The sequence below is a fragment of the Streptomyces sp. NPDC085944 genome (assembly GCF_040686295.1).
GTDB classification, from domain to species: Bacteria; Actinomycetota; Actinomycetes; order Streptomycetales; family Streptomycetaceae; genus Streptomyces; species Streptomyces salinarius.
On record NZ_JBFBJX010000010.1, the window covers coordinates 189,866 to 213,900 of the forward strand.

General features: G+C 73.5%; 25 protein-coding genes, 1 tRNA gene and 2 pseudogenes. 7 read left to right on the top strand and 21 right to left on the bottom strand.

Annotated features, from left to right (window positions below; genetic code table 11):
• Window positions 1–18: 18 nt before the first annotated feature.
• From AB0P07_RS21315 to AB0P07_RS21330, 4 genes and pseudogenes are all read right to left on the bottom strand, one after another.
• Window positions 19–465 carry an SH3 domain-containing protein gene (locus tag AB0P07_RS21315; RefSeq protein WP_365552734.1) on the bottom strand — a complete coding sequence of 149 codons (447 nt, stop codon included), beginning with the start codon at window positions 463–465 and terminating at the stop codon, window positions 19–21.
• A 173-nt stretch (window positions 466–638) separates the two neighbouring features.
• Window positions 639–1,877: an ATP-binding protein gene (locus AB0P07_RS21320; protein ID WP_365552736.1), complete on the bottom strand. Its 1,239-nt coding sequence runs from the start codon at window positions 1,875–1,877 to the stop codon at window positions 639–641.
• Window positions 1,874–2,698: a hypothetical protein gene (locus AB0P07_RS21325; RefSeq protein WP_365552738.1), complete on the bottom strand. Its 825-nt coding sequence runs from the start codon at window positions 2,696–2,698 to the stop codon at window positions 1,874–1,876. Before AB0P07_RS21325 ends, AB0P07_RS21320 begins: the two co-directional genes overlap by 4 nt.
• Before the next feature lie 129 nt (window positions 2,699–2,827).
• A pseudogene (locus AB0P07_RS21330) lies at window positions 2,828–2,962 on the bottom strand (protein phosphatase); the annotation flags it as partial.
• 5 nt (window positions 2,963–2,967) lie between these two features.
• Between AB0P07_RS21330 and AB0P07_RS21335 the strand changes: the two are divergent.
• Window positions 2,968–3,142: pseudogene (locus tag AB0P07_RS21335) on the top strand (NERD domain-containing protein); the annotation flags it as partial.
• A 13-nt stretch (window positions 3,143–3,155) separates the two neighbouring features.
• Here AB0P07_RS21335 and ligD read toward each other — a convergent pair.
• Entirely contained in the window at window positions 3,156–4,037 is an 882-nt protein-coding gene (gene ligD, locus AB0P07_RS21340) for a non-homologous end-joining DNA ligase (protein ID WP_365552740.1), read from the bottom strand.
• Between the two features lie 65 nt (window positions 4,038–4,102).
• Here ligD and AB0P07_RS21345 point away from each other — a divergent pair, with 65 nt between their 5' ends.
• Window positions 4,103–5,218 (top strand): Ku protein, encoded by a 1,116-nt coding sequence (locus AB0P07_RS21345; protein ID WP_365552741.1) that lies wholly within the window; start codon window positions 4,103–4,105, stop codon window positions 5,216–5,218.
• Window positions 5,219–5,442: 224 nt separating this feature from the next.
• On the opposite strand, the gene AB0P07_RS21350 is transcribed toward AB0P07_RS21345, so the two are convergent.
• From AB0P07_RS21350 to AB0P07_RS21400, 11 genes are all read right to left on the bottom strand, one after another.
• Window positions 5,443–6,084 carry a hypothetical protein gene (locus AB0P07_RS21350; RefSeq protein WP_365552743.1) on the bottom strand — a complete coding sequence of 214 codons (642 nt, stop codon included), beginning with the start codon at window positions 6,082–6,084 and terminating at the stop codon, window positions 5,443–5,445.
• A 239-nt stretch (window positions 6,085–6,323) separates the two neighbouring features.
• A complete protein-coding gene (locus AB0P07_RS21355; protein WP_365552745.1) occupies window positions 6,324–7,070 on the bottom strand; it encodes a DUF4142 domain-containing protein in 747 nt (248 codons plus the stop codon).
• A 192-nt stretch (window positions 7,071–7,262) separates the two neighbouring features.
• Window positions 7,263–7,697: a PPOX class F420-dependent oxidoreductase gene (locus AB0P07_RS21360; protein ID WP_365552746.1), complete on the bottom strand. Its 435-nt coding sequence runs from the start codon at window positions 7,695–7,697 to the stop codon at window positions 7,263–7,265.
• 132 nt (window positions 7,698–7,829) lie between these two features.
• On the bottom strand, window positions 7,830–8,741 hold the full coding sequence (locus AB0P07_RS21365; RefSeq protein ID WP_365552748.1) for a DUF3152 domain-containing protein: 912 nt from the start codon (window positions 8,739–8,741) through the stop codon (window positions 7,830–7,832).
• A 245-nt stretch (window positions 8,742–8,986) separates the two neighbouring features.
• Window positions 8,987–9,322, bottom strand: a complete 336-nt coding sequence (locus tag AB0P07_RS21370; RefSeq protein WP_011030169.1) for a TcmI family type II polyketide cyclase — start codon at window positions 9,320–9,322, stop codon at window positions 8,987–8,989.
• Between the two features lie 32 nt (window positions 9,323–9,354).
• The gene (locus AB0P07_RS21375) at window positions 9,355–9,834 is read right to left on the bottom strand and encodes an SRPBCC family protein (RefSeq protein WP_365552751.1); all 480 of its coding nucleotides are present in this window, start codon (window positions 9,832–9,834) and stop codon (window positions 9,355–9,357) included.
• 1 nt (window position 9,835) lies between these two features.
• Window positions 9,836–10,105: an acyl carrier protein gene (locus tag AB0P07_RS21380; RefSeq protein WP_365552753.1), complete on the bottom strand. Its 270-nt coding sequence runs from the start codon at window positions 10,103–10,105 to the stop codon at window positions 9,836–9,838.
• Between the two features lie 129 nt (window positions 10,106–10,234).
• Window positions 10,235–11,503: a ketosynthase chain-length factor gene (locus AB0P07_RS21385; protein ID WP_365552755.1), complete on the bottom strand. Its 1,269-nt coding sequence runs from the start codon at window positions 11,501–11,503 to the stop codon at window positions 10,235–10,237.
• Window positions 11,500–12,771: a beta-ketoacyl-[acyl-carrier-protein] synthase family protein gene (locus AB0P07_RS21390; protein WP_365552757.1), complete on the bottom strand. Its 1,272-nt coding sequence runs from the start codon at window positions 12,769–12,771 to the stop codon at window positions 11,500–11,502. The genes AB0P07_RS21385 and AB0P07_RS21390 overlap by 4 nt, the downstream gene beginning before the upstream one ends.
• Window positions 12,768–13,244 (bottom strand): cupin domain-containing protein, encoded by a 477-nt coding sequence (locus AB0P07_RS21395; RefSeq protein WP_102932865.1) that lies wholly within the window; start codon window positions 13,242–13,244, stop codon window positions 12,768–12,770. The genes AB0P07_RS21390 and AB0P07_RS21395 overlap by 4 nt, the downstream gene beginning before the upstream one ends.
• A gap of 133 nt (window positions 13,245–13,377) precedes the next feature.
• Window positions 13,378–14,607, bottom strand: coding sequence for a SchA/CurD-like domain-containing protein (locus AB0P07_RS21400; protein ID WP_365552760.1), 1,230 nt, complete (start codon window positions 14,605–14,607; stop codon window positions 13,378–13,380).
• A gap of 351 nt (window positions 14,608–14,958) precedes the next feature.
• Here AB0P07_RS21400 and AB0P07_RS21405 point away from each other — a divergent pair, with 351 nt between their 5' ends.
• Complete coding sequence (locus AB0P07_RS21405) at window positions 14,959–16,851, top strand: FAD-dependent monooxygenase (RefSeq protein WP_365552762.1); 1,893 nt, start codon at window positions 14,959–14,961, stop codon at window positions 16,849–16,851.
• 81 nt (window positions 16,852–16,932) lie between these two features.
• Here the strand turns inward: AB0P07_RS21405 and AB0P07_RS21410 are convergent, their stop codons facing one another.
• Both AB0P07_RS21410 and AB0P07_RS21415 read right to left on the bottom strand, forming a co-directional pair.
• Window positions 16,933–18,777, bottom strand: a complete 1,845-nt coding sequence (locus AB0P07_RS21410) for an SMI1/KNR4 family protein (protein WP_365552764.1) — start codon at window positions 18,775–18,777, stop codon at window positions 16,933–16,935.
• 110 nt (window positions 18,778–18,887) lie between these two features.
• Complete coding sequence (locus AB0P07_RS21415; RefSeq protein WP_365552934.1) at window positions 18,888–19,379, bottom strand: Lrp/AsnC family transcriptional regulator; 492 nt, start codon at window positions 19,377–19,379, stop codon at window positions 18,888–18,890.
• Between the two features lie 167 nt (window positions 19,380–19,546).
• Here AB0P07_RS21415 and AB0P07_RS21420 point away from each other — a divergent pair, with 167 nt between their 5' ends.
• On the top strand, window positions 19,547–20,233 hold the full coding sequence (locus AB0P07_RS21420) for a nitroreductase family protein (protein ID WP_365552766.1): 687 nt from the start codon (window positions 19,547–19,549) through the stop codon (window positions 20,231–20,233).
• Between the two features lie 251 nt (window positions 20,234–20,484).
• Here AB0P07_RS21420 and AB0P07_RS21425 read toward each other — a convergent pair whose 3' ends face one another.
• On the bottom strand, window positions 20,485–20,898 hold the full coding sequence (locus AB0P07_RS21425; RefSeq protein ID WP_365552768.1) for a DNA-binding protein: 414 nt from the start codon (window positions 20,896–20,898) through the stop codon (window positions 20,485–20,487).
• Window positions 20,895–21,158, bottom strand: coding sequence for a CopG family transcriptional regulator (locus AB0P07_RS21430; protein ID WP_365552770.1), 264 nt, complete (start codon window positions 21,156–21,158; stop codon window positions 20,895–20,897). The genes AB0P07_RS21425 and AB0P07_RS21430 overlap by 4 nt, the downstream gene beginning before the upstream one ends.
• A gap of 194 nt (window positions 21,159–21,352) precedes the next feature.
• Here AB0P07_RS21430 and AB0P07_RS21435 point away from each other — a divergent pair, with 194 nt between their 5' ends.
• The gene (locus tag AB0P07_RS21435; protein WP_365552772.1) at window positions 21,353–21,736 is read left to right on the top strand and encodes a DUF6083 domain-containing protein; all 384 of its coding nucleotides are present in this window, start codon (window positions 21,353–21,355) and stop codon (window positions 21,734–21,736) included.
• A 176-nt stretch (window positions 21,737–21,912) separates the two neighbouring features.
• Here AB0P07_RS21435 and AB0P07_RS21440 read toward each other — a convergent pair.
• Window positions 21,913–21,984, bottom strand: a tRNA-Arg gene (locus AB0P07_RS21440).
• A gap of 180 nt (window positions 21,985–22,164) precedes the next feature.
• Between AB0P07_RS21440 and AB0P07_RS21445 the strand changes: the two genes are divergently transcribed.
• Both AB0P07_RS21445 and nrtL read left to right on the top strand, forming a co-directional pair.
• Entirely contained in the window at window positions 22,165–22,632 is a 468-nt protein-coding gene (locus AB0P07_RS21445; protein WP_365552774.1) for a response regulator, read from the top strand.
• Between the two features lie 90 nt (window positions 22,633–22,722).
• A complete protein-coding gene (nrtL, locus tag AB0P07_RS21450; RefSeq protein WP_365552776.1) occupies window positions 22,723–24,021 on the top strand; it encodes an ArgS-related anticodon-binding protein NrtL in 1,299 nt (432 codons plus the stop codon).
• The last annotated feature ends 14 nt before the right edge of the window (window positions 24,022–24,035 follow it).

The following is a 24,035-nucleotide window of genomic DNA, read 5'->3' on the forward strand; positions in this document are numbered from 1 at the left end:
GTCTGCGCGCCGTCTTGGTCAGCACCAGCGCGGCGCGGGGCCGATGTTGTCGATGTAGCGGGCCGCGCCCCAGGCCCAGGTGCCGTCCGTGAGGAGGTACCAGAGGGGGTTGCCCTGCACCTTGCTGCCGGGCGTCTTGCAGTAGATGGAGACGACCTCGCCCCGGCGGGCGTAGCGGATGACGTCCGAACCGCGGGCCGGCGAGGTGTGCAGCGCGAGCCGGTTCGCCGTCACGACGCCCCGGTAGCGGCCCTGCTCCTGGCGGCCGTCGCCCCCGCCCCACGCGTCGCCGCCGTTCCCGCCGCCGGTGACGCCGGACGTGGAGTTCGTGTCGCCGCCGCCCCAGTCGTCGTTCGCGACGGCGGGTGTGACGGCGACGGCGGTGGCGAGCGCGCCGGCCGCGAGGGCGGTGGCGAGGCCCCGGACCAGGGGAGAGCGCGAGGCCGGTGCGGACAGGAGCGACATGGGAGTACCTCCCGGAAGCGAACGGGTTTTCAGATGTCTTGAGTCGTCTTGGTTCGCCTTGAGTCGATTTCAGGCGTCTTCTGGCGTCTTCAGATGACTAACCGCCACATTAGGAGCGCCCCGGACGCATCGCCCGCCGCACTGAGCCATCGGGGAAGGTGCCGTGGTCAGGGCTACTGAGGCAGCGTCAGCCGGGCCAGCGCCCCGCCGTCCGGCGGGTTGGTGAACTCCAGCCGCGCCCCCAGCACCTCGGCCTGCCCCAGGGCGATGGTCAGCCCCAGACCGTGCCCCTTGGTCCCGCCCTCGGTGCGAAAGCGCTGCGGCCCGTGTGCGAGGAGGTACTCGGGATAGCCGTCCCCTTGGTCCCGCACGGTGATCACCGCACCGTCCACGGTCAGCACCACCGGCGTCCGCCCGTGCCGGTGCGCGTTCGCGACCAGGTTGCCCAGCACCCGCTCCAGGCGGCGCCGGTCGGTCTCCACCCGCGCGTCCCGTACGACGTCCACCCGGGTGTCCGTGCCCGAGCCCCGCACCACCCGCCGGGCCAGCGCGCCCAGCTCCTCCGGCTCCGTCGCCGGCCGTTCCCGCCCGCTCTCCAGCCGGGAGATCTCCAGCAGGTCCTCGGTCAGCGTGCGCAGCGCCGCCACCCGGTCCCGCACCAGCTCGGTGGGGCGGGACGGCGGCAGCAGCTCGGCCGCCGCGTGCAGGCCGGTGAGCGGGGTGCGCAGCTCGTGCGCCACGTCGGCGGTGAAGCGCTGCTCGGCCAGCAGCTTGCCCTGCAGCGACGCCGCCATGGAGTCCAGCGCGGCGGCGACCGACGCCACCTCGTCCTGCGGGCGCGTCGGATCCTGCGCGCGCGGATCGCCGACCCGGGCGTCGAGGTCCCCGGCGCTGATCCGCCGCGCCACCCGCGCGGTCGTGTGCAGCCGGCGCGTCACCCGCGTCACCGCGAACGCGCCGACCAGCAGCGTCGCCCCGATCGCCAGCGCCGACGCCCACACCAGCGTGCCGTCCAGGCCGTCGACGGTGGCCTGGCCCTGGGAGTGGTCGACCCGCACCGCCAGCGCCCGGCCGCCGTCGGCGGGGCCCGCCGCCCACATCGTGGGACGCCCCTTGTACTCGGCGACCATCGTGCCGCGCCGGCCCGACACGGCCAGCTCGCGCAGTCGGCGCGGCAGCCCCGGCGGATCGATGCCGGCCCCGCGCCCCAGCGGGTCGCCCGCCTCGTAGGCCTCCGTGGCGTCCCGCAGCCGGGACAGGGCCACGTCACGCGCCTGCCCGACGGTCCGGTCGGCCACCGAGACGTGCACCAGGACGCCGAGCAGCGCGGCGAGCGCGCAGCACATCACGGTGATGAACACGGCCGCCCGCACTGCGAGCGGCCCGGCCCACCGGGGAAGGGCGATCCTCACCGGGCGCCCGCCGGGGACGACGAACCGGAGGGCGCAGAGACGGAGGCCGACGAGGTGGGGGGTGAGGGCGAGGTGGAGGGTGAGGGGGACGGCGACGTGGACGGACGCTTCGTGTGCCGTCCGTCGTCGTCGGTGCGCAGCATCTCGTCGCTCGTCAGCAGCATGGCCCGCTGATCGGCGTCCCAGGTCCACTGCAGGCGGTACTCGTAGCCGGCCACCTCCGAGGGCGAACGCACGATCACCGTCCGCCCGGCCAGCTCGACCGCGCTCACGGCGTCCTCGTAGGACATGACCCGCATGAGCCGGTCCTTCTCGACGGTGTAGACGCGTACGGCGGTCAGCTTCTCCGGCAGCAGCCGGAACCCCAGCGTCATCTCGGGGCGCCCGTCGCCCGTCAGGTCGCGGTAGTACGGCCGCAGCACCGGGCAGCGGCCCTCCCCGGCCCCGTCCGTGCCGCAGTCCGCCATCCGCACGGACGTCTCGTGGTACGGCGCCTTCGCGCCCGCGTAGTCGTCCGGGTGCGCGGTGATCTCGGCCCGCACCGCGGCCACCGGGTCCGCCCTGCGGATGTCGCCGCCGGGCACGGCGACGCCCTCGACCACCGCGTGCTCCACCTCGCCGATGTCGTACGCCGGACTGGACGCCGGTGTCAGCCCGGGCCAGAGCCGGGCCGGATTCCGCGCGGCGGGCGTGGCCCCGGCGGCGCGCAGACCGCCGGTGTCCCCGCAGGCGGCCAGCGCACCGGCGGCGGCCGCGGTCGCCAGGAGCAGCGCGAGGGCGGCGGGGACGCGGGCGGGGTGCCCGCGGCGGCTCGGGAGCACTGCACTCCTGGGGTCAGGGACCGGCGATCGGTGAACGGCGATCGGCGTCGGCTCGACCGCGCGGCCGCGGGCGTCGCCGTACGCGTTCTCGTACGGAAGGCCATTTTGCGTGCGCACGGGCCCGCGGGGCTACTCGGCCGGTTCCTCCAGCTGCCGCACGGTGAGCAGACCCGCCAGCGGATACGCCACGAACAGGTCGTTGGGCAGCGCCCACGGCGAGCGCCGGGAACGGATCAGCCGGATCGCGTCCTCGGCGCCGCGGCCCCCGTCCCGTCCTCGTCGAGCCGGCCAACGTGAGCGTCGGCGTTCCGCCCCGCTCCGTGCGCGTCCTCCCCGAGCGGGAGCTGCCGGAGCCGGCCCGGACGGGCGGGATGCTGGAAACCGGCCGACGTGGAGGCCCTGCACGCCGTGGCCCGGGACCGTGCCACCTGGGCCCGCCTGTGACCGACGCCGGGCGTCAGGGCAGGGCAGCCGCCCGCCGCCGGTCGAACAGCGGCGCCAGCAGGTCCCCGTAGTCCGCCACCCGTGGCCCGACGTCGCCGGGCCGGAAGACGAACTGCTCCGCGCGCCCGCACCCGGCGACCTCGTCCCACGTCACCGGGGTGGAGACGGCCGGCACGTCGCGGGCCCGCACGGTGTAGGGGGCGGCCGTGGTCTTGCGGGCGGCGTTCTGGCTCCAGTCCACGAACACCTTCCCCGGCCGCAGGCTGCGCGTCATCCGGTGCACCACCAGCTTCGGCAGCGCCCGCTCGGCCTCCACCGCCAGCGCCTTCGCGTACTCGGACACCCGCTCCGAGGACGACCCCCGCACCCCCGCCAGCAGGTGCAGCCCCTTGGCCCCCGAGGTCTTGGCGTACGCCTCGACGCCGTCCGCCGCCAGCCGCTCCCGCAGCCACAGCGCCACCTCGCAGCACTGCACCACGGTCGCGGGAGCTCCGGGGTCCAGGTCGAACACCAGCCGGTCGGCCTCCCCGGGGTCGTCCGCGGTCCACTGGTGGGTGTGGAACTCGGTCACCAGGTTCGCCGCCCACATCAGGCTCGCGAGGTCCTGCACCAGCACCATCCGCGCCGGGCCCTCCGAGCGGGGCACCTCGGCCGTGGTGACCCAGTCGGGCGTACCCGGCGGCACGTTCTTGGTGAAGAACACCTGGCCGTCCGGTCCGTCCGGGTACCGCAGGAAGGAGACCGGACGGTCCCGCAGGTGCGGCAGCAGCACCGGGGCGGTCGTCGCGTAGTAGTGCAGCAGCTCGCCCTTGGTGAGGCCGGCCGCGGGATACAGCACCTTGTCCAGGTTGCTGAGGGCCACCCGCCGCCCCTCCACTTCCGTCATCGGCGCCATACCATGAGAATCTCATAGAACATGGACAAAACGCCTGGAAGCGCCTGAAAGGAACGGTGCTGCACGTGCGATCCATCTGGAACGGCGCCATCTCCTTCGGCCTGGTCAGCATCCCGATCAAACTCGTGAACGCGACCGAGAGCCACGCGGTCTCCTTCCGCCAGATCCACACGGAGGACGGCGGCCGGATCCGCTACCGCAAGGTGTGCGAACTGGAGGACCGCGAGGTCACCCAGGCCGAGATCGGCAAGGCCTACGAGGACGCCGACGGCTCGATGATCCCGATCACCGACGAGGACCTGTCCCAGCTGCCGATCCCGACGGCCCGCACGATCGAGATCGTGGCCTTCGTGCCCGAGGACCGCATCGACCCGCTCCAGATGGGCTCGGCCTACTACCTCGCGGCGAGCGGCGCCCCCGCCGCCAAGCCGTACACGCTGTTGCGCGAGGCGCTCAAGCGCAGCAACCGGGTCGCGATCGCCAAGTTCGCGCTGCGCGGCCGGGAGCGCCTCGGCATGCTCCGGGTCGTCGGCGACGCCATCGCGATGCACGGCCTGCTGTGGCCGGACGAGGTACGGGCCCCCGAGGGCGTCGCCCCGGAGGGCGGCGTCACCGTCCGCGACCAGGAACTGGACCTCGCGGACGCCCTCATGGACACCCTCGGCGAGATCGACCTGGACGACCTGCACGACGAGTACCGCGAGGCCGTCGAGGAGGTCGTCGCCGCCAAGGCCGCCGGCGAGCGCCCCCCGGAGGCCCGCGAGGAGGCGGCCCCCGGAAAGGTGCTGGACCTGATGGCCGCGCTGGAGAACAGCGTGCGGGCGGCCCGCGAGTCGCGGGACGGCGAGGAGGCCGGGCCGGCCGAGGAGGCCGAGGTCAGATCGCTGCCGCAGCGCAAGACCTCGTCCCGCCGGGCCCCCAAGGAGACCGGCGGCAAGAAGTCGACCTCCACGGCGGCCAAGAAGACGGCGGCGAAGAAGGCGGAGCCGAAGAAGTCGACGGCCAAGTCCGGCACGTCCACGTCCAGGTCCACGTCCACGTCCGGGTCCGCCTCCGCGAAGAAGACTGCGGCCAAGGGCACCGCCAAGAAGGCCGCGGGCCGCAGTGCGGCCAAGGAGACCGCCAAGAGCACCGGTAGGAGCACCGCCAAGAAGACGGCGTCCCGCAGGCGCAGCGCCTGACGCCCGCGGGCACGCACACCGGGTGCGGTCGTGCGTCCGGAACCGGAAGATGGCCAGCCCCACCGCGCTTACCCGGCCGCCCGGATCAGTCCCGGCCCGAGGCGCCCTAACAGCGCGGCGTCGGTACGGGGGCGGGGTCGGTCCATGCGCGGTCGCCCGGGCCTTCCCGTGCGGCGGTTCCGTCCTCCCGGATTGGACGCATGTACAGCAGGTCAAGCAGTGGTTCAGCCGGTTGTCCAGGAGTCGTTCGTCCAGGAGGACGCGGAGGCCCGGGGTATCGCGGAGGGTGCGGGGTCGAAGACGGCGGGGCTCGCGGCGGCGGACTCGGTCGGAGCGAGGGACTCCGCGAGGGAGGAGTCGGCGGGGGAGCCGGCGCCGGGGCCCGTGCCCGAGTCCGTCCCCGCGTTCACCGAGGGCAGGGCGGGACTTTCCTCCAGCCGCTGCCCGATCGTTTCGGCGGGGTCGCTGCCCGGGGTGACCGGGCCGGTGGACAGCTGCGACCACGCGGTCAGGGCGAGGGCGACCGCGGCGGCCGTGCCGAGCACCCGGCCGACCCGCCGCACCCGGGCCCGGCCGTCCAGCTCGCGCCAGGCAGGACCCGCCCACCGGTCCTCCGGACGCCACGCCTCGCCGACCGTGTCGGACGTGTGGAGGGAGGGGGAGCGGACCGGGCGGGCCGGCCGGTCGGCGGGGGGCTCCGGCTGCCGGCCGGGGAACCGGTCCCGTGCGGCGGGCTCCCTGGGGGCGGAGGCACGGATGGCGCGTTCGTCGTCCTCCAGGAACAGCCGCCAGACGTACTCGGGCACGGACGGCGTACCGTCCGGCTGGTCCGGGGTGTCGCCGCCGCCCGGTCCGGAAGCGGTCATGGTCCCGCTCTTCCTGTCGTCGGCCCCCGGGCGGGCGGGGGCAGGAGGAGGGACGGCCCGCCCACCACCGGTCCCGGCGCCGGATGGTCATGGCCCGGCGGACTCCGTCGGCCGCCAACCCCTAAGAACGCGCGGGGCCCGGGGCCCGTTCCCCGCGCCGCCGGTCGTGACGCGGTCGTGATGGTGCCGGTGCGGGACGCCGGACTCGGGAGGCCGATCGTGCGCGCGGGGCCCCGGCTTCAGGAGGCAGCCGGGGACGGCGTGGGCGTCGGGGAGGCGGTGTTCACGTTCAGGTCGGGGCGCGGCTTGAGCACCAGCACCTGCTCGCCCGGCTGCGGCGGGGGCGGGGTGACCTTCTCCCGGGGCAGCTTCGCCGGACCGGTCTGGTTGAAGGTGACCTGGTCGTACTCGACCAGCCCGGTCTTCTCCAGCACCGTGATGTGGTCCAGCACGGTGTCGTTGGCGAGGTCCGCCAGCTGACGCACGAGGGTGTTCTTGGTGGACGCCCGGATCTTGGCGATCGCCGGGAAGATCTGGCCGTGCGTCACCCGCATGATGTTCACCGCCGCCGAGTCGAACTCCTTGCCGCTCTTGGCGTCCACCGTCGTCACGAACCCCTCCTGCTGCGGGGAGGCCCGGTTGGGCAGGGTGATGCCCAACTCGGGGGAGATCTCGCGGCACATCGCGTCGAGACCGGCGTGCCCGACGACCAGGTGCTCACCGGCCGTCTTCATCGCCTTCGTCGTACCGCGCTCCCTCACCATCTCGCCCAGCGGGTACTCCCACAGCCCGGCGGCGCGGACCTTGACCACGAAGTCGCGGTCCGCCTCGGTGAGCGGACCGAACTTCGTACTGGCCACCACCCGGTTCTGGTTGCCGTCGGGCTTGTCCAGGCCGAGCACGGCCGGGAAGGCCAGCGCGGTGAGGGTCAGGGTCATCGCACCGAACAGGACGACGACTCCGATCCTGCTGCGGGACAGGCGCATGGTGCCTCCAGGGGCGACGCGAGGAACACGGGGACGCGCGCGTGCTCGTGTTCGTGCTCGCGCGCGTGGCGGTACGCCAGGAGGTACGGAAGCGGCGGGCGGATCTATCACCGCTCCGGCACAAATCTTGCGGAACGCGAGAGGGGCCCCGCCGTCACGCCCGTCCCCGTCCCGGCCCCGGCGCGCCTCCGGTCAGCCGATGTCGGCGCCGTACACGCGCTCGACCGTGATGGTGAGCAGCACCCGGCGGTCGGACACCATCGTCGCCCGGTACTCGTTCCAGTCCGGGTGCTCCCCGGAGGCGGCGCGGTAGTACTCCACCAGCGCCTCGACCTCCGGTCCGTGCGGGTCGGTGCCCGGCCCGGTGAGGGTGGCGACGCCCTCGGCGGTGGCCCAGGACCTGCCGTCCGGGGCGGTCACCTCCAGCGTGGCCCGCGGGTCCCGGCGCAGGTTCGCCGTCTTGGCGAGCCCCTCGCGCGTCGACACCCGGATGACGCCGGCCTCCGGGTCGTAGGCGGGCATCACGGGGGAGAGCTGCGGGCGGCCGTCCGACTTGATCGTCGCCAGGACGCCGAGCCGGCTCTCGGCCAGCAGGGTACGGGGATCGAAGCGCGGTGTGGTGGTCATGGAGCGATCATCACCCCGGGCCCCGCGGCCTGTCCCGCGAACCGTCCGCCGAACAGGCCCACCGTCGACGGCTCAGGGCACCGAGGGGCCCCCGCCGACGGCTCAGGGCACCGAGGGGCCCCCGCCGACGGCTCAGGGCACCGACGGGCCGCCCAGGTAGTCGCCGTCCTCGTCGTACGGCCAGGCGTTGGCCACACACCCCTTGAGGCCCTTGATCTGCTGCATCATCGCCGGCGCGGGCCGGCCGGCGCCGGGGCACGTCTCGTGGCCGTGGCCGATGCGGTGACCGACCTCGTGGTTGACGATCAGTGCCCGGTACTCGTGGATCGGGCCGTCGAACTCCGGCGAACCCAGCACCCAGCGCTTGAGGTTCACCACCACGTCCGTACCGACGCTGCAGTTGACCTCGCCCCGGGTGAGCAGGCCCGCCGCGCCGCAGATCCGGTCCACGGTGCCCGGCGTGGCGATCTTCACCACGAAGTCGTACGAACCGCTGCTGACCAGCCGGAAGGAGTTGGTCCCGTCCCGGGTCCAGCCGCGGTTGTCGGCGAGCACGTCGGATATCTCGGCGGCGGCGGCGCTCGGCCGGACGTCGATGCCTTCCTCGACCAGGACCTTGTAGCGGCGCACGCGACTGCCGGTGCCCACGGTCGTGCCGTCGGCCTGGGCGGTCACGAAGGTGCCGGGCCCGGTCGCCGGAATGGCGATGGTGGAGGGGGAAGGGGAGGCGGAGGGCGAGGCCGAGGGCGACGCGGAGGCCTCCGGAGAGGCGGACGCAGAGGGCGAGGAGGAAGCGGACGGCCTTCCCGTCGACGCGTCCAGGGCGTCCGTGACGTCGGCCACCTGGTCGTCCGTCACCGGTGGCCGGGTGTCCCGCCAGTACGCGACGGCGGCTCCCGCCGTGAGCAGAACGGCCCCCAGGGCGACGAAGGCAAGGACCGCGCGGGCGGGGCCGCGGCGTCTGCGTCTGCCGGCGGGGGAGCTGTGCCCGGCACCGTCCTGCCCGGATCTTCGGCCGGCTCGGCGGGCGGTGGATCGGCCCACGGTGTGCGTCCTCTCTTCTGGTCGTCGGGGCACGCACGGCGGACTCCGGTGTGCTGTTGTACCCCCAAGATCCAAGCGGACGCACGTGCGAAAACGTCACGGTTTCCGCCGTGTCCCTTCTCACGCCGGGATGCGATTGCTGAGGGCAACCGATCGGCCTTCCGGAACGTCTTCGTCGGGGTCACCCGGTTTCCGCCCGGTGACCCCGACATGTGCGGGAGGAGCGCCGTCGGCCGGCGGCGCCGTCAGCCGGCGGGCGTTCGCTCCCAGCGGTAGAAGCAGCGCGCCATCGCGTCCTTCGGACCGCGCCAGGTCGCCGGGTCGTACGCCGAGACGTACGGCTCCAGCCGCTCGCTGACCTGGCGGAACTCCGGGTGCCCGGTCAGCCTGCCGATGGTGGGTGCCGGGTCCTCGTCGCTCTCGATGAGGTGCAGGTACACGCCGTCACCGAACTCGAAGAGGCTGCGCCGGTTGACGCCCACCAGGTGCGGGAGTTCGCCGCTGTCGGACTCCGCGAACACCTTCGCGATGTCCGGTGCCGCGCCCGGCGCCATCCGGGCGACGATCAGTGTGTGGTGCATGAGGGTGCTGCCCTTCGCCGGGTTCGTACGGGTCAGTCGGCGAGCACCGACGCGGTGCGCCGCTCACCCGCCGCCTGCTCGATCCGGTCCCGGATCAGCGCCATCTGCGTACGGGAGTTGCGGTTGATGTTGTCCGTCATCCAGGCGTCGTCCACGGGCGCGTCCGGCTTCATCGCGAAGTCCTGCGTCCAGCGCATGACGGTGCCCTCGGCGGTCTCCGCGTACTCCCAGACGATGTTCATGTACTGGAAGGGGCCGGTCTCGACCCGCTGGGCGCGGACGGTGCGGGTGACCGGGTCTGCGACCCGCTCGGAGACCCAGCTCCACACCTTGCCGTCGGCGTCCGGGTGCATGGTGAGCCGGAAGGTGACCTTGTCGTCGTCGCGGTCCAGGACCTCCACGGAGGCGTACTCGCTGAACAGCCGGGGCCAGTTCTCGATGTCGTTGGTCATCTTCCAGACCAGCTCCATCGGGGCGGCGATGGTGATCTCGTTGTTGGTGTGCCCTGCCATGTCACACTCCCGTCTTCAGGGCGCCGTTGACCAGCGCGAGGAAATCGGCGGGCGTCTTGCAGCGCTCGGCCTGCTCGGGCAGGCCCAGGCCGTACCGCTTCTCCAGCTCGGCCACGATGCCCAGCAGGCCGAGGGAGTCCAGGCCGAAGGTGTCGAAACCGTCGTCGGCCTGCTGCTGGAGGGTGACCGGGTCGACGTGCACGCCGGCGGTGCGCTTCATCAGCGCCGACAGTTCCTCGACGGTCACCTGGTAGTCCGGCTGGTCGGTCATGGTGTCCTCCTTGACTCGGGTTGGCACGGTCACGGTGTTCTCCGTGACCGTCGGTGGTCGGTGGTCGGTGGTGGGGTGCCGGTGCGGGCTGCCGGTGGTCCGGGGGCGGTCCGTCGGCCGGTCCGTCGGTCAGCCGCCGGTGGGGGGCACGGCGCCCAGGCGCAGGACGAGCGCCGAGTTGGACCCCATGAGCCCGCGCGCCAGCACCAGGGCCGTGCGCGGCTCGGCGGGGCGGGCCCGGCCGGTCACCACGTCCAGGTCGTGGCAGACGTCGACCACGTGCGGGGTGGGCGGGATCAGCCCGTGCTCCATCGCGAGCACCGCCGTCGCCACGTCCAGCACCGGCGCGGCGCAGTACGCCCGCCCGGTCCCGGTCTTGGGCGCGGTGACCGGCACTCGCGCGAGGTGCGGGCCCAGCGCGTCGGCCAGGGCCAGCGCCTCGGCCCGGTCGGCCTCCGGGACCCCGAGGGCGTCCGCGAAGACCACGTCCACGTCCTCGGGCCGGCAGCCCGCCTCGGCCAGGGCGCCCTCGATCGCGCGGGCCAGCCCCTCCCGGGACCGCTCCCAGCGGCCGGGGCCGGTGAAGGTCGCCGCGTGCCCGGCCACCGTCGCCCGCACGTCCGCGCCCCGCTCCCGGGCCGCGCCCTCCTCCTCCACGAGGAGTACGGCCCCGCCCTCGGCCGGCGCGAACCCGCAGGCGGCGTCGGTGAACGGGCGGTAGGCACGGTCGGGTTCGGCGGCCGCGCTCAGCTCGGGGTACCCCAGCTGGCAGACGATCGAGTACGGGGCCAGCGGCGCCTCCGTCGCGCCGCAGACCACCGTGTCGGTGCCGCCCCGCACCGCCAGCGCCGCGTGCGCCAGGGCGTCCAGGCCGCCCGCCTCGTCGGCGGCCACGACCCCGCAGGGACCCTTGAAGTCGTTGCGGATGGAGACCTGGCCGGTGCTGGCCGCGTAGAACCAGGCGATCGACTGGTACGGGCCGACGTGGCGCGAGCCCCGGCCCCACAGGTTCTGCAGCTCCCGCTGCCCGAACTCACCGCCGCCCGAACCGGCCGCGGTGACCACGCCGACCGAGAACGGCGAGTCGACGTCGGCCCGGCCGAACCGGGCGTCGGCCAGCGCGTGCTGGGTGGCGGCCAGCGCGAAGTGCGTGAACCGGTCGGTCTGGACGAGGAAGCGGTCCTCGACCGTGTCGGCCGCGTCGAAGCCGTGCACCTCGCCCGCGACCCGCAGCGGAAGGTGGTCGCAGCCCTCCCGGGTGACGGGCCCGAGGCTGTTGGTGCCGTCGGCGACCGCCTTCCAGTGCGCCTCGACACCGGTGCCGTGCGGCGACACCACGCCGAGACCGGTGACCACCGCGCGCCTGGGTCCGCCCTTGGTCCGTCCTGCTCCGCTCATCGCAGCCCTCCTTCACTTCCGCTCAGTACGACCGCGGACTGGAAGCCGCCGAAGCCGCTGCCCACCGACAGCACGTGCCGCAGCCTCCGCTCCCGTGCCTCGCGCGGCACGTAGTCCAGGTCGCACTCGGGGTCGGGGGTCGTGTAGTTGGCCGTGGGCGGCACCACCTGGTGGGCCATCGCCAGGACGCACGCGGCCAGTTCGATGGAGCCGATCGCGCCGAGCGAGTGGCCCACCATCGACTTGATCGAGCTCATGGGCGTCTGGTAGGCGTGCGCGCCCAGCGAGCGCTTGACGGCCGCGGTCTCGTGCCGGTCGTTCTGCTGGGTGCCGGAGCCGTGCGCGTTGACGTAGTCGATCGACGAGCCGTCGAGTCCGGCCATGTCCAGCGCCGTGTCGATGGCCCGCGCCATCTCCAGGCCCTCCTTGGTGAGCCCGGTCATGTGATACGCGTTGCCGAACGTGGCGTAGCCGGATATCTCGCAGTACACGTCCGCACCCCGGGCCCGGGCGTGTTCCAGGTCCTCCAGGACCAGCACCGCCGCGCCCTCGCCCATCACGAAGCCGTTGCGGTCGGCGTCGAAGGGCCGGGAGGCGTGCGCGGGGTCGTCGTTGTTCGGCGAGGTCGCCTTGATGGCGTCGAAGCAGGCCATGGTGATCGGCGATATCGGCGAGTCCGCCGCGCCCGCCAGGCACACGTCGACCCGCCCCTCGGCGACCGCGTGATAGGCGTACCCGACCGCGTCGAGACCGGACGTGCACCCGGTGGACACGGTCTGCACCGGCCCGCGCACCCCGAACTCCTCCGCCACCGCGGAGGAGAGGGTGGCGGGCGTGAACGCGCGCTCCAGGTGCGGCTCGGCCCGCCGGTCGTCGACGTCCCAGCGCGAGCCGCGCTCGCTGACCAGGACGTAGTCGTGTTCGAGCCGGGTGGTACCGCCGACCGCCGTGCCGAGGGTGGCACCGGCCCGCCAGGGGTCCTCGCGGTTCATGTCCAGGTTCGCGTCCCGGACCGCCTCGGAGGCGGCGACGAGCGCGAACTGCACGTACCGGTCGCACCGTTGGACGGTGGCGAGGCCGAGCCCGTGGTCGGACGGCTCGAAGTCGCACTCGGCGGCGATCTGCGAGCGCAGCCCGGCCGGGTCGAAGAGGGAGATGCGGCGCGTCGCCGTACGGCCTTCGGACAGCAGCCCCCAGAACTGGGGGACGCCGATTCCGCCCGGGGCGACGACGCCTATGCCCGTGACGGCGACCCGGCGCCGGGTCACGACACCACCTCGGCCGCCGGGGCGGGCCGCTCGTGCCCGGCGCCGCCCGCGTGCGCGTGCGCCCCGTCGCACGGGAGCGCGTTGCCCTCCGCGTCCTCCGTGTCGACGTGGCCCAGCTCCGGACGCGGGGCCAGCGGGCCCAGGTGGAACACGAGCCGCGCCTCGACGTCCCCCGCGTTGCGGAAGCGGTGGCGCATGTCCTGCGGGATCAGCAGCCCCTGCCCGGTGGCGAGTGAGTGCGGCACCCCGTTCAGGTCCACTTCGAGGGCGCCCTCCGTGACGTACACGAACTCCTCGGAGTACGGGTGGTAGTGCTCGGCGATGCGGTCGCCGGGCTGCACGATGGCCACGCCCATGAAGCCGCTGGTCGACCCGGCGGTGGTGGGCGTGAGAAGGGCGCGGAGGTCTCCGCCGCGGCGGCGGTTCGGCGCGATGTCGCCGAGGGAGACGATGCGTACCTGCTGGTCTGTCATGTCGTTCACTCCGGGGTGACGGGAGGAAGTGGGGAGGAGAAGCCGGGCGGGGCCGGAAGGAGCCGGGTCGGGTGGATCCGCGCACCGGCGGGCACGGCGTCGGGCCCGCCGGCCGCGCGGTCGGGGGAGTGGTTCAGGAACCGGCGGAACGCCGGTCGGTCAGCGGCGTCATACGGACCCGGGTCAGCAGCCGGGACAACGTGGCCGCCTCGCCCGGCGACCCGTCGACGCCGACCGCGGCGGTGTCCAGCAGCCGATCGGCCGCCGCGGCGCCCTCGGGCCCGTGCAGGCCCAGGACGGCGGCGGGCGCGGCCTGCGGGTCACCGGCCACGTCGACGAGCCGTACGACGAGGTCGTCGCGGTGGAAGACGGTGGACGCCAGCACCGGGCCGTCCGGGTCCTGCGCGGCGGACGCGTCCTGGCGGGCCAGCAGCCGGGCCAGCTCCCCGCCGGCACCGGCGTGCACCGGGTAGAGCAGCGCGAGCCGCTCGGTGCGCGTATCGGCCCGGTCGCCGGACGCGGCCCGGTCGCCGGACGCGGCGTGGTGGGCGGACGTCGCGTGGTGGACGGCCGGCATGGCGGCCCGGGTGAAGAACCGCCGGGCGGACTGCGGGTCGGCGAGGTCCCGGTCCTGCTCCAGATACGGGTTGAGGGCCTCCTCGACCGCCCGCACCCCGGGCTGCCGGGCGACATGGCGCAGCGCGGTCTGCAGGTCGCCCCGCACCTCCACCGCGCGCACGATCCGGTTGCCCTGCATGAACAGCGAGGTGCGCAGCAGCCGCGTGGAACCGTCCACGTGGGCGTCGGGCGACACGTACTCGGACAGCAGCCGGGCGGTCTCCGCCTCGCTGCCGGGCCGCACGGTGAAGGTCAGCGCGTGCCGTACGACGTTGCCGCCGATCCGGGGCGCCGAACGCGGCTCGCCGGGTGCCGGCTGCCCGCCCTCGGTCTCCCGCAGGACGCTGTAGCGCAGCGAGTGGGTGTCCCGGACGCAGGTCGCCAGCGGCTCGACGGTGTCCAGGTGCTCGTCGCTGTTGACCCAGGCCAGGAAGGGCGCGGCGCTCTCCCACTCGCTGGTCAGCAGCCACTGGGTCGGGTTCTCCAGGGACTGGCACAGCTGGTCGCTGACGTGTCCCGGAACGGCGGCGACCCGGTCGCGGATGCGCTCGTAGGCGTCCAGGAACTCCTGCTGCATGCCGTCGTGGACGTCCAGCATCAGGACGACCCGTACGCGGGAACCGTCGAACGCGGATATCGACACGCCGCCCGCGTCCGCCGCCACGGTGCTGGTGCGTATGGCGTCCGTCGCGTTCGTGGCATCCGCGGTCGGGGCATCCGTCGCAACGACGGGAGAGACCGTCATCCGGCCCACCTCTTCTCGGGGTCTTCCTCCTGGACTGGGGCGAACGTCGGCGGCGCCCACCGGGCAGGCGGGGCGCGACGGCCGCGTAAGCACGATCGTGAGCCGTGCCCGCGGGGTCCGCGAACCAGGAGGGTTAAGCGGGTGAAGCCTGCGCCGCGGCGGGCCCCGACGCGGCGTACGGGGCATGCATGAAGGCCCCGGCGCACACCTGTCGCGGGCCGTGCCCGTCGCGGGGCGTGTCCGTCGCGGGGCGTGTCCGTCGCGGGGCGCGGCCGTCAGGGGCGCGTCCGTCACCCACGTCCCTCATCCACGTATGTCACTCACGTCTGTCGCAACGGAGGACGAGCAACCATGAACGAAAGAGCCGACCGCTCCGGCGGAACCGCTCCCGAAGCCGCCGCCCCCGGGGCCGGCCAAACCCACCGCGTCCCGGTCCTCGTCGTCGGCGGGTCCCTGGTGGGCCTGTCGATGTCGGTGTTCCTGGGGCGGCTGGGCGTCCGGCACACCCTGGTCGAACGTCACGCCGGCACCTCCATCCACCCCCGGGGGCGCGGCAACAACGTCCGCACGATGGAGATCTTCCGGGTGGCCGGCACCGAGCCCGACATCCGTCGGGCCGCCGCCACCCTGGCCGACAACCACGGCATCCTGCAGACGCCCACCCTGGTCGGCGACGCGGGCGAGTGGCTGTTCAAGCAGATCGACCCCGGCAACGGACTGGCCCGCTTCAGCCCCAGCTCCTGGTGCCTGTGCAGTCAGAACGACCTGGAACCCGAACTCCTCACCCACGCCGTCAACCTGGGCGGCGACCTCCGCTTCGGCACGGAGCTGCTCTCCTTCGAGACGGACGCCGACGGCGTGACGGCGATCGTGAAGAGCCGGGAGACCGGCGAGCACACCACCATCCGCGCCGACTACCTGGTCGCCGCCGACGGCCCCCGCAGCCCGGTCCGCGAACAGCTCGGCATCGGCCAGAGCGGCCCCGGCGACCTCTTCCACAACGTCAGCATCACCTTCCGCTCCCGCCGCCTCGCCGACGTCGTGGGCGACCGCCGCTTCATCGTCTGCTACCTGACCGACGAGAACGCCGACGGCGCCCTCCTGCCCGTCGACAACCGCGAGAACTGGGTCTTCCACGCCCCCTGGCACCCCGAACAGGGCGAAACGGTGGAGGACTTCACCGACGAGCGCTGCGCCGCACACATCCGCCGCGCCATCGGCGACCCCGACCTCGACGTCGAGATCACCGGCAAAGCCCCCTGGCACGCCGCCCAGCGCGTCGCCCGCAGCTACCGATCCGGCCGCGTCCTGCTCGCCGGCGACTCGGCCCACGAGATGTCCCCCACCGGCGCCTTCGGCTCCAACACCGGCATCCAGGACGCCCACAACCTCGCCTGGAAGCTGGCGGCGGTACTGGAGGGCTGGGCGGGCGAACCCCTCCTGGACACCTACGACACGGAACGCCGCCCGGTCGCGGAGGCCACCAGCGCCCGCGCCGCCCACCGCTCGGTCGAGCACAGCCACCCGGGCTTCGCACCGCCGCCGGGGATGGGGGGCGGAGGGCCGGGCGGGCCCGGCGGCGCGCCCGGCGCCGGTATGCCTGGTGGCGCACCCGGGGGTGGCGGTCCCGGCGGTGCCTCTCGGGGTGGTCCGGGCGGTGCTCCCGGGGGTGGCGGTGCCGCCGGTATGCCTGGTGGCGCACCCGGGGGTGGCGGTCCCGGCGGTGCCCCCGGTGGCGCCCCGGCCGGTCCTCCCGGCGGCCCGCAGCGCGGCATCCTCAACGTCGCCCTCGGCTACCGCTACCCCCAGGGCGCGGTGGTCGGCGCCGACCCGGCGACCCCGGTGGTCCCCGAGGGCCTCGACCTCACCGGCGCCCCCGGCAGCAGGGCACCCCACCTCTGGCTCCGCCGGGGCGAGGAGCGCCTGTCCACCCTGGACCTGTACGAGGACTCCCTCGTCCTGCTCAGCGACGCGGCCCAGCCCACCGGCTGGCACGAGGCGGCGACCGAGGTGGCCGCGGCGCTGCGCGTCCCGCTGAAGCCGTACCGCGTGGGCGGCACCCCCGGAGCCGACCTGGTCCCGGACGACGAGGAGACCGACTGGGCCCGGGCCCACGGAGTGACCCGGGGCGGCGCGGTCCTGATCCGCCCCGACGGCTTCGTGGCCTGGCGCTCCCCGGGCCCCGCCCCCGACCCGGAGGCGATGCTGCGCCAGGTGGTGGCGACGGTACTGGCGCGCACCTGAGGTCCGCACGGTCGCGGATCGGGCGACGCCTCGGCCGGCCGACACCTCAGTCGGCCGGCCTGACCACGACATCCCCCACCGTCACCCCCGCGTCCGGTGGAAGGCGAGGTACGCGAACCCCTCGCCCTCCCGGGGCGCCCGCGTCCAGGACCGGGTGGTGAAGGTGGGGAGTCGGCCGTGGGCGAGCGCGAAGCGGGGCAGGGAGAGCCCGAGTTCGCCGTGCAGGGCCTTCAGCGCCCGCAGATGGCCCTCCTGCCCGGCGTCCTCCGGGCGGAACAGCCGGTCCGGATCCAGGGCCTCGGGTATCGTCCCGGATCGCTCGACCTTCGCGCCCCACAGGGTGAACCCGTACAGCTCCTCGCCCCCGTCGGCCACCGACAGATGAAACGCGTCCGGCCGGCCCCCGGCGGACGCCTGCCCCGGCTCGTACCACACCACCACGGCGCGCCCGCCGGCGGAGGCGTCCGCGACCGGCGACCGGAACAGCTGACTCATGTGGTGCGGGCTGTATCCGTCGAAGGCGAAGGACCACGCCCCGTCGGCCCGCCCGACGGCGACCACGGCCCGGTCCTCCCACAGTTCGACGCCCTCGTCCTCCCGCTCGTGCGGCCTGCGCGCCGACCGGGCCACGTCGGACGGCCGTACGGGACCGCTCAGCAGCGCACCCTCCTCCCCGATCAGCTCGGGCAGCCGCCCGGGTCCGACGCCCTCGACCCAGACACAGCGATACGCACCGCCGAACGACCCACGGAACCCCCCGGGCTCCGCCAGCCACGCGAGCCCCGGCGGATCGAGATCCGCCACCGGTTCCGGGGCCGGCCCCGGCTGCCCGTCCCGAGGCGTCGCCAGCAGCTCCCGCCCCCGCTCCGGAGTGACCAGCGGCCCCAGCACCGGATCGGCGAGCAGTCCGAGCGGCACGACCAGCAGCGGCCCGGGCTGTTCCCACCGCGGCAGCGCGTCCCGCAGTACCCGCCAGGCCGCGTCGCACGCACCCCACCGGGCGGCCTCCCGAGCCTCGCCGACGGCCCGTCCCCAGGCACCGGCGGGCGCGTAGCGGTAGGTCCCGTCCCGCACCGCGCCCAGCACCGCCTCGGACGCCTCCCGTCCGGCGCCACGGGCGGCCATCGTCCCCAGCCAGTGGGCGTCACCGCCCACCCGCCGCTGCTCCTGAGCCGGTCCTATGGCCTCCACGGGCAGCACCTCCGGCAGGTAGCGCCGGTCGGCCACCAGACCGCCGTAGCTCCGGGAGTGGCCCGGAGCCAGGAAGTGCCGTATCTGGCTCAACAGGTCGGCACCGTGCGGCCGCCCGAACTCGGCCGCCTCCTCCAGCAGCGGCACGGCCTCCTCGTACCGCCCGCGCAGGGCCAGCACCCGCGCCCGCTCCACCCGGGCATCCTGCTCACGCGTGGTCGCGTTGACGAAGTCGGACCGCTCGGCGCGGGTGGCGTGGAAGTGGCGGTACATGGCCTCCATGTACGCCCGGAACGACGAGTACCGGTCCGGGGACTCACCGCTCCATCCCTTGTACACGGAGAGCGCCCACTCACCGTCGTCGTCCCGGTCCCCCGGGTCGAGCAGCGCGTACGACGCGTCGGAGTCCGTCTCCAGCCGCAGCGCCCGCCGCCACATCCCGGCCAGCAGGACCGCCTCCCGCGACGGGTCGTCGTCGAGGAACCCCTCGTACACGGACGTCATGTCGTGCGGATCCCCGAACCAGTCGATCTCCGCGACGCCGCCGAGCCGGTACACGCCGGCCATCTGATCCACGTACCACCCGTCGCTCACGGCCAGGAACTCCCGGTACGACGGCGGCAACCGCCGCCCCAGCCGCTTCTCCGCCGCGACGACCGCCGCCTCACCGGCCGTCTCCCGACCCAAGACGACGGACCCGGGCCCGCCGTCATCCTCCTGGTCGGGCCGGGGCATCCACTCCTCCTGCCAACGCCCGAGAAAAACACGCCAGTCGAAGGACCCGTTGGAAGAAATACCGCTCATACCCGCATGCTGCCACCGGCCACCGACAGCGGGGCCGTGAGTCATCCTTGGGACTCCGACAGACCGGACACCTCGTCGACGAGAGGCTGCACCCGATACGGAACGACCGCACTCAGCGCGACGACCGTCGTACTGCGCCGCACACCAGGCACCGCGAGCACATGGTCGATCACTTGCTGGACGTGCTGGTTGATGGTCCCGGCGATACGGCACCAGATGTCACCGGGCCCCGTCACGACATGGGCCTCGAGAATCTGCGGAACCGCCCGCAGCCGCGCCGTGATGGCCGCACGGGCCGGCTGGTCCACCTCGAACGTCGTGAACGCCTGCACCCCGTGCCCGAGCGCGGCGACGTCCACGTCCGGCCCGTACCCGGTCACCACACCGGCACCGGCCAGCCGATCGAGCCGCGCCTGCAACGTACCGCGGGCGACGCCGAGTTGCCGCGCGATCTCCAGCAGCCCGTCCCGCGGACGCTCCCGCAGCAGCCGCAGCATCCGCCCGTCGAGCAGGTCGAGCCCGCGCCGTGCCACCACCGTAGAACCTGCCGATCTGCCACCCAAGAGGCACTCGAACGCGTCTTCTCCTGCCACATAAGCATCTGACCGAGGCCCCTGTTGCCTATCCGGCACACGCTGCCTCACCCTAAGTGCTCCAGTCCACGAGGAGACCCGTGAGACCCATGAAATCGGTGAGACCCGTGAGGCAGCACACGCACCCGTTCATCCCGTACCGGCCGAAGCGCTACGACGAAGCCGAGATGCTCCGCCGCGGCAGGGACTTCGTCTCCTTCGTCGACCGCCGACGCAGCGTGCGTTTCTTCAGCGACGAACCGGTCCCGCGCGAGTGCGTCGACCTGGCGATCGCCGCGGCGAACACCGCACCCTCCGGCGCCCACTTCCAGCCCTGGAGGTTCGCCGTGATCGGCGACGCCGAGACCAAGCACCGCATCCGGGTCGCCGCGGAGGCGGAGGAACGGGTGAACTACGAGGGCGGCCGGATCCCGCCCGAGTGGCGTGCCGCACTCGCCCGCCTGGAAACCGACTCCGACAAGAGCTTCCTCGACGTCGTGCCGTGGATCGTGGTCTGCTTCGCCGAGAAGAGCACCGCGATGCCGGACGGCTCGCTGCGCAAGAACTACTACGTGAACGAAAGCGTCGGCATCGCCTGCGGCCTCTTCATCACGGCCCTGCACGCGATGGGCCTGAGCACCCTCACCCACACCCCGAATCCCATGGCCTTCCTCACCAGAATCTGCGAACGCCCCACCAACGAACGCCCGTACATCCTCTTCCCCGTCGGCTACGCATCCCCCGACTGCGAGGTCCCGGACCTGACCCGGAAACCCCTGACGGAGGCAAGCACGACCGTGCCGCCCCCGAGCTGACCCGGCCCCGGCCGGAGCGCCGGGCCCTCACGGCCGCCCCGCCCACGAGAAGCGGGACGCCGCTCTCCATTCCGAGCAACGGGACGGCCCACGCCCAGGGCGACCGCACGGTGCTCTACCACGACGGCAAGCCCGCACGGATCGGCTACTGGGGCGTCACCGCCGACTGGACGGGCCGCTACCCGCTCTTGCGGTGTGTTCCTCCGGACGGCACGCACCCCGCAACGCCCTGGGGCGCTCGACCCACGCCGTCAGACCTTGACAACGGTGAATCGCCCACCGCTCAGAGCCGCGAGGTCCTCGGGATCGGAGGTGAGGATCGTGACCGGGCCGGGCGCGACGAGGGCGGTGGCGCTGAGCATGGCGTCGATGGCGTACTTGTGACCGTGAAGGCCGGCGTCGGCGAGGAGAGCGGCGGCGTGCCGGGCGATCGACTCGGTGACCGGTTCGACGATGATGCGGGAGAGGGTCCACTCCAACGCCGGACGGTTGATCCGGGGATGGACCACCTCCACGAGGGCGGCTGCCGAGGTGACCACACGCAGATCGTCGGCGCGGGCCAAGGCGAGCCAGGCGGTCACTGTACGGTCCCGCGCGACGGCCTTGGCCAGCCCCTCGCTGTCAAGGACCAGGGTGCCGCCGGGTACGGCGGGGGAACGGTTCACGCAGCGCTCGCCCCACCCTGTGCCTGCTGGTCACGCGCCTGGTGAAGCTGGTCCCGCAGCGCCTGGATCTCTTCGTCCGAGATCGGACCGTGCTCGGCCTCGGCCACCTGGATCACTTCGTTGAGGTTGTCTCGTTCGACCTGGCGGGCAACGGCCGCGGCCACGTAGGCGGACAGGCCGGACGGCCCGCTGCGGGCCTTGGCGGCTTCAGCGATGTCGCGCGGCATAGTGATCGAGTACTTGCCGGTAGGCTCACTCATGCTACTCATCCTACCTCGCATGCTCCGATCGAGAGGAGTGAAGGCTTCGCCGTCTCTCGGCCGTGAGCCGTCGGTCGTTGGTTGCCGGCTGCACCTGCCGCGTCGATTTTGGCTCCGCTGGTGGACTACTGCCCCAGGGGTCCCGTCCGGTTCGCGCTCTACGCGGAGGCTGACGGACTGGCGACCCTCACGGTATGGGGCTTTTGGAGAGGGAACCGCGGCGGCTGAGTGGTGGGCAGTCCCCTTGTCCTGACTGCGGTCTGTTGCAGGACCGAGTGCCGACGCTTGAGCAAGAGTGGGTGCTGCTGGAGCCGGACATGCATCCCCTGGCCCATGCGGTGCCGGCGGAGCACCGGTGGATCGAACTGTCCGACGGGCGGGTGACGGTCTACGGGGTGTGCCCGCCGGATCAGTTCCAGCGGTGCCGCGTCGAGCACCGCCTCGCCTGCTCGGCACAACCTCTGCCGGATCTGTGGCCGTGGTTGACGTCCCTGCGAGGGGAGAACGCGCGGCGAGTGGAGCGGCAGAACGATCCGGAGCCGCCTTCGCCCCATGAGCAGTGGCCGGACGCCGGCTGATGGCTCGTCCGGAGACTCTGGGGGCTGCCCCGGGGAGACAGTCCAAGATCCTGTCCACGACCAGCCCACAGAGGTCGACATACGCCCGCTTCGAGCGGCACACGGCTGCACATACGCGAAGACCCCGGCCTCAGCGTTTCCGCTGGTGACGGGGTCTTTGGGCACCTCATAAAGGGTGCCCCCGGCAGGATTCGAACCTGCGCACACGGCTCCGGAGGCCGTTGCTCTATCCCCTGAGCTACGGGGGCGTGTCCGTCGCGGTCGGTGTTGCTCGCGGCGACGGGTAGAACACTACCAGCTCGCCCGGGGTGGTCATGAACGGGTTTTGGCGGGCCGTGGGGGCGGCTCCCGCGGGGCGTTGCCCCTCGGGCGGGGTGGAAGTGGGGAAAACCCGGACGCGGTGGCCGGGGGCGACCTACTCTCGAGTTGTGCCTAGGGCGTCCGGCCGGATTCTTGTTGTGGACGACAACAAGGTCATCCGGCAGCTGATCAGGGTCAACCTCGAGCTGGAGGGCTTCGAGGTCGTGACCGCGGGCGATGGTGCCGAGTGTCTGGAAGTCGTCCATCAGGTGCGGCCCGACGTCGTCACGCTGGACGTGGTCATGCCTCGGTTGGACGGGCTGAGGACCGCTGCTCGCCTGCGTGCCGATCCGCGTACCCGGGACCTTCCGATCGCGATCGTCAGTGCCTCGACGCAGTACGAGGTCGACGCCGGGTTCGCCGTGGGGGTCGACGCCTTCCTGTCCAAGCCGTTCGAGCCTGCCGAGCTCATCGGGCTCGTACGGCAGTTGGCCGAGCGGGAAACTCGTGGTGCGTCCGGGGCCGGGGCCGCCGCCGACTCCTTGCCGCGGGTGCGTGGGCTCGCCGGGGAGAGTGAGACGCCCGCTCAGGCGTGAGTGCACAGCCGTTCCCCGGTTCCGTCCATATCCCGGGACTCCCGGGAAACGGTTCGCCTGGCCACCCCCCTCCTCCCATACGCTTGTCCCGTGACCCCCGTCGAGCTCTCCCGCACCGTGCTGCACGCCGTGCGTCGCGCCGTTGACGCGGGGGAGCTGAGCGTGGCCGTGCCGACGCGGGCCGTGGTCGCGCCGCCGGGGCCCGGAGGGTGCGGGGACTACGCCACCAGCATCGCCCTCCAGCTGGCCCGGCCGGCCGGGCAGACGCCGTTCCGGGTCGCCGAGGTGCTGCGCCCCTACCTGGTCGGCACGGACGGGATCACCGACGTCGTCCTCACCGGGCCGGGATTCCTCAACATCAGTCTCGACCGGGCCGCCGCAGGCGTCGGGCTCGTCGGCGAGATCCTGCGCCGTGGGGTCCGGTACGGGTATGCCGACCAGTCGGACGGACGTGTCCTGCAGCTTCACTGCCCCCACGACCTGCGTGCCGTCGTCGTCGCCGAGGTGTCGGCGCGGTTGCTCCGCTCCCAGGGCGCCCTCGTCCGCGTGACCGCCGAGGGGTTCGAGGACGTCTGGGCCTCCGTCCTCGAGGTGACGGTCGACGCCGTCGGGCGCGCCCCCGCCGAGCTGCCCGTCGATGTCCGGCCCGTGCCCGTCCCCGCCTCCGAGACCGCCGACCTGATGTCCCTCGGCCGCGACGCCGGACGCTGGGCCCTCCTCCATCCCGCGGCCCACGACCGCCCCCGTACCGGCGACGAGCACCTCGTCCAGCGGGAGAGCAACCCCCTCTTCCGCGTGCGGTACGCCCACGCCCGCGCCCGCGCCGCCACGCGCAACGCCGCCGACCTCGGCTTCACCGCCGACCCCGGCCCCGTCACCTGCACTGGTAGCGACGGCTCCGGCATCCCGACCGGCACCGGCAGCGGCTCTGGCACCCCCACCGGCCCCGTCGCCGGTAGCGCCGGCTCCGGCACCCTGGCCGGCTCTGTCACCGGCAGCGGCGGCTCAGGCAACCAGACCGGCCCCGTCACCGGCGGCGACACCGGCACCCCGACCGGCCCGGTCACCGGACCCCTCACCGGCAGCGCCCCCGGCACCCCCACCGGCACCACCCCCCTCGCAGACGCCGCGCCGGTACTCCTCGCCGCCCTCGCCGACCACCCCCGCGTCCTCGCCGCCGCCGCGGAGCACCGCGCACCCGACCGGCTCGCCCGGCATCTCGTGGCCGTCGCCGACGCCGCGCTGCCCTTCCTGCTCACCGTGCTGCCGCGCGGTGGGGAGAAACCCTCGGCCGCCCACCGAGCCCGGCTGGCGCTTGCCGAAGCCGTCGGGGCGGTGCTGGCCGGCGGCCTGGACCTCCTCGGCATCGACGCACCCGACCACCTCTGAGAGAGCGCAGAAGA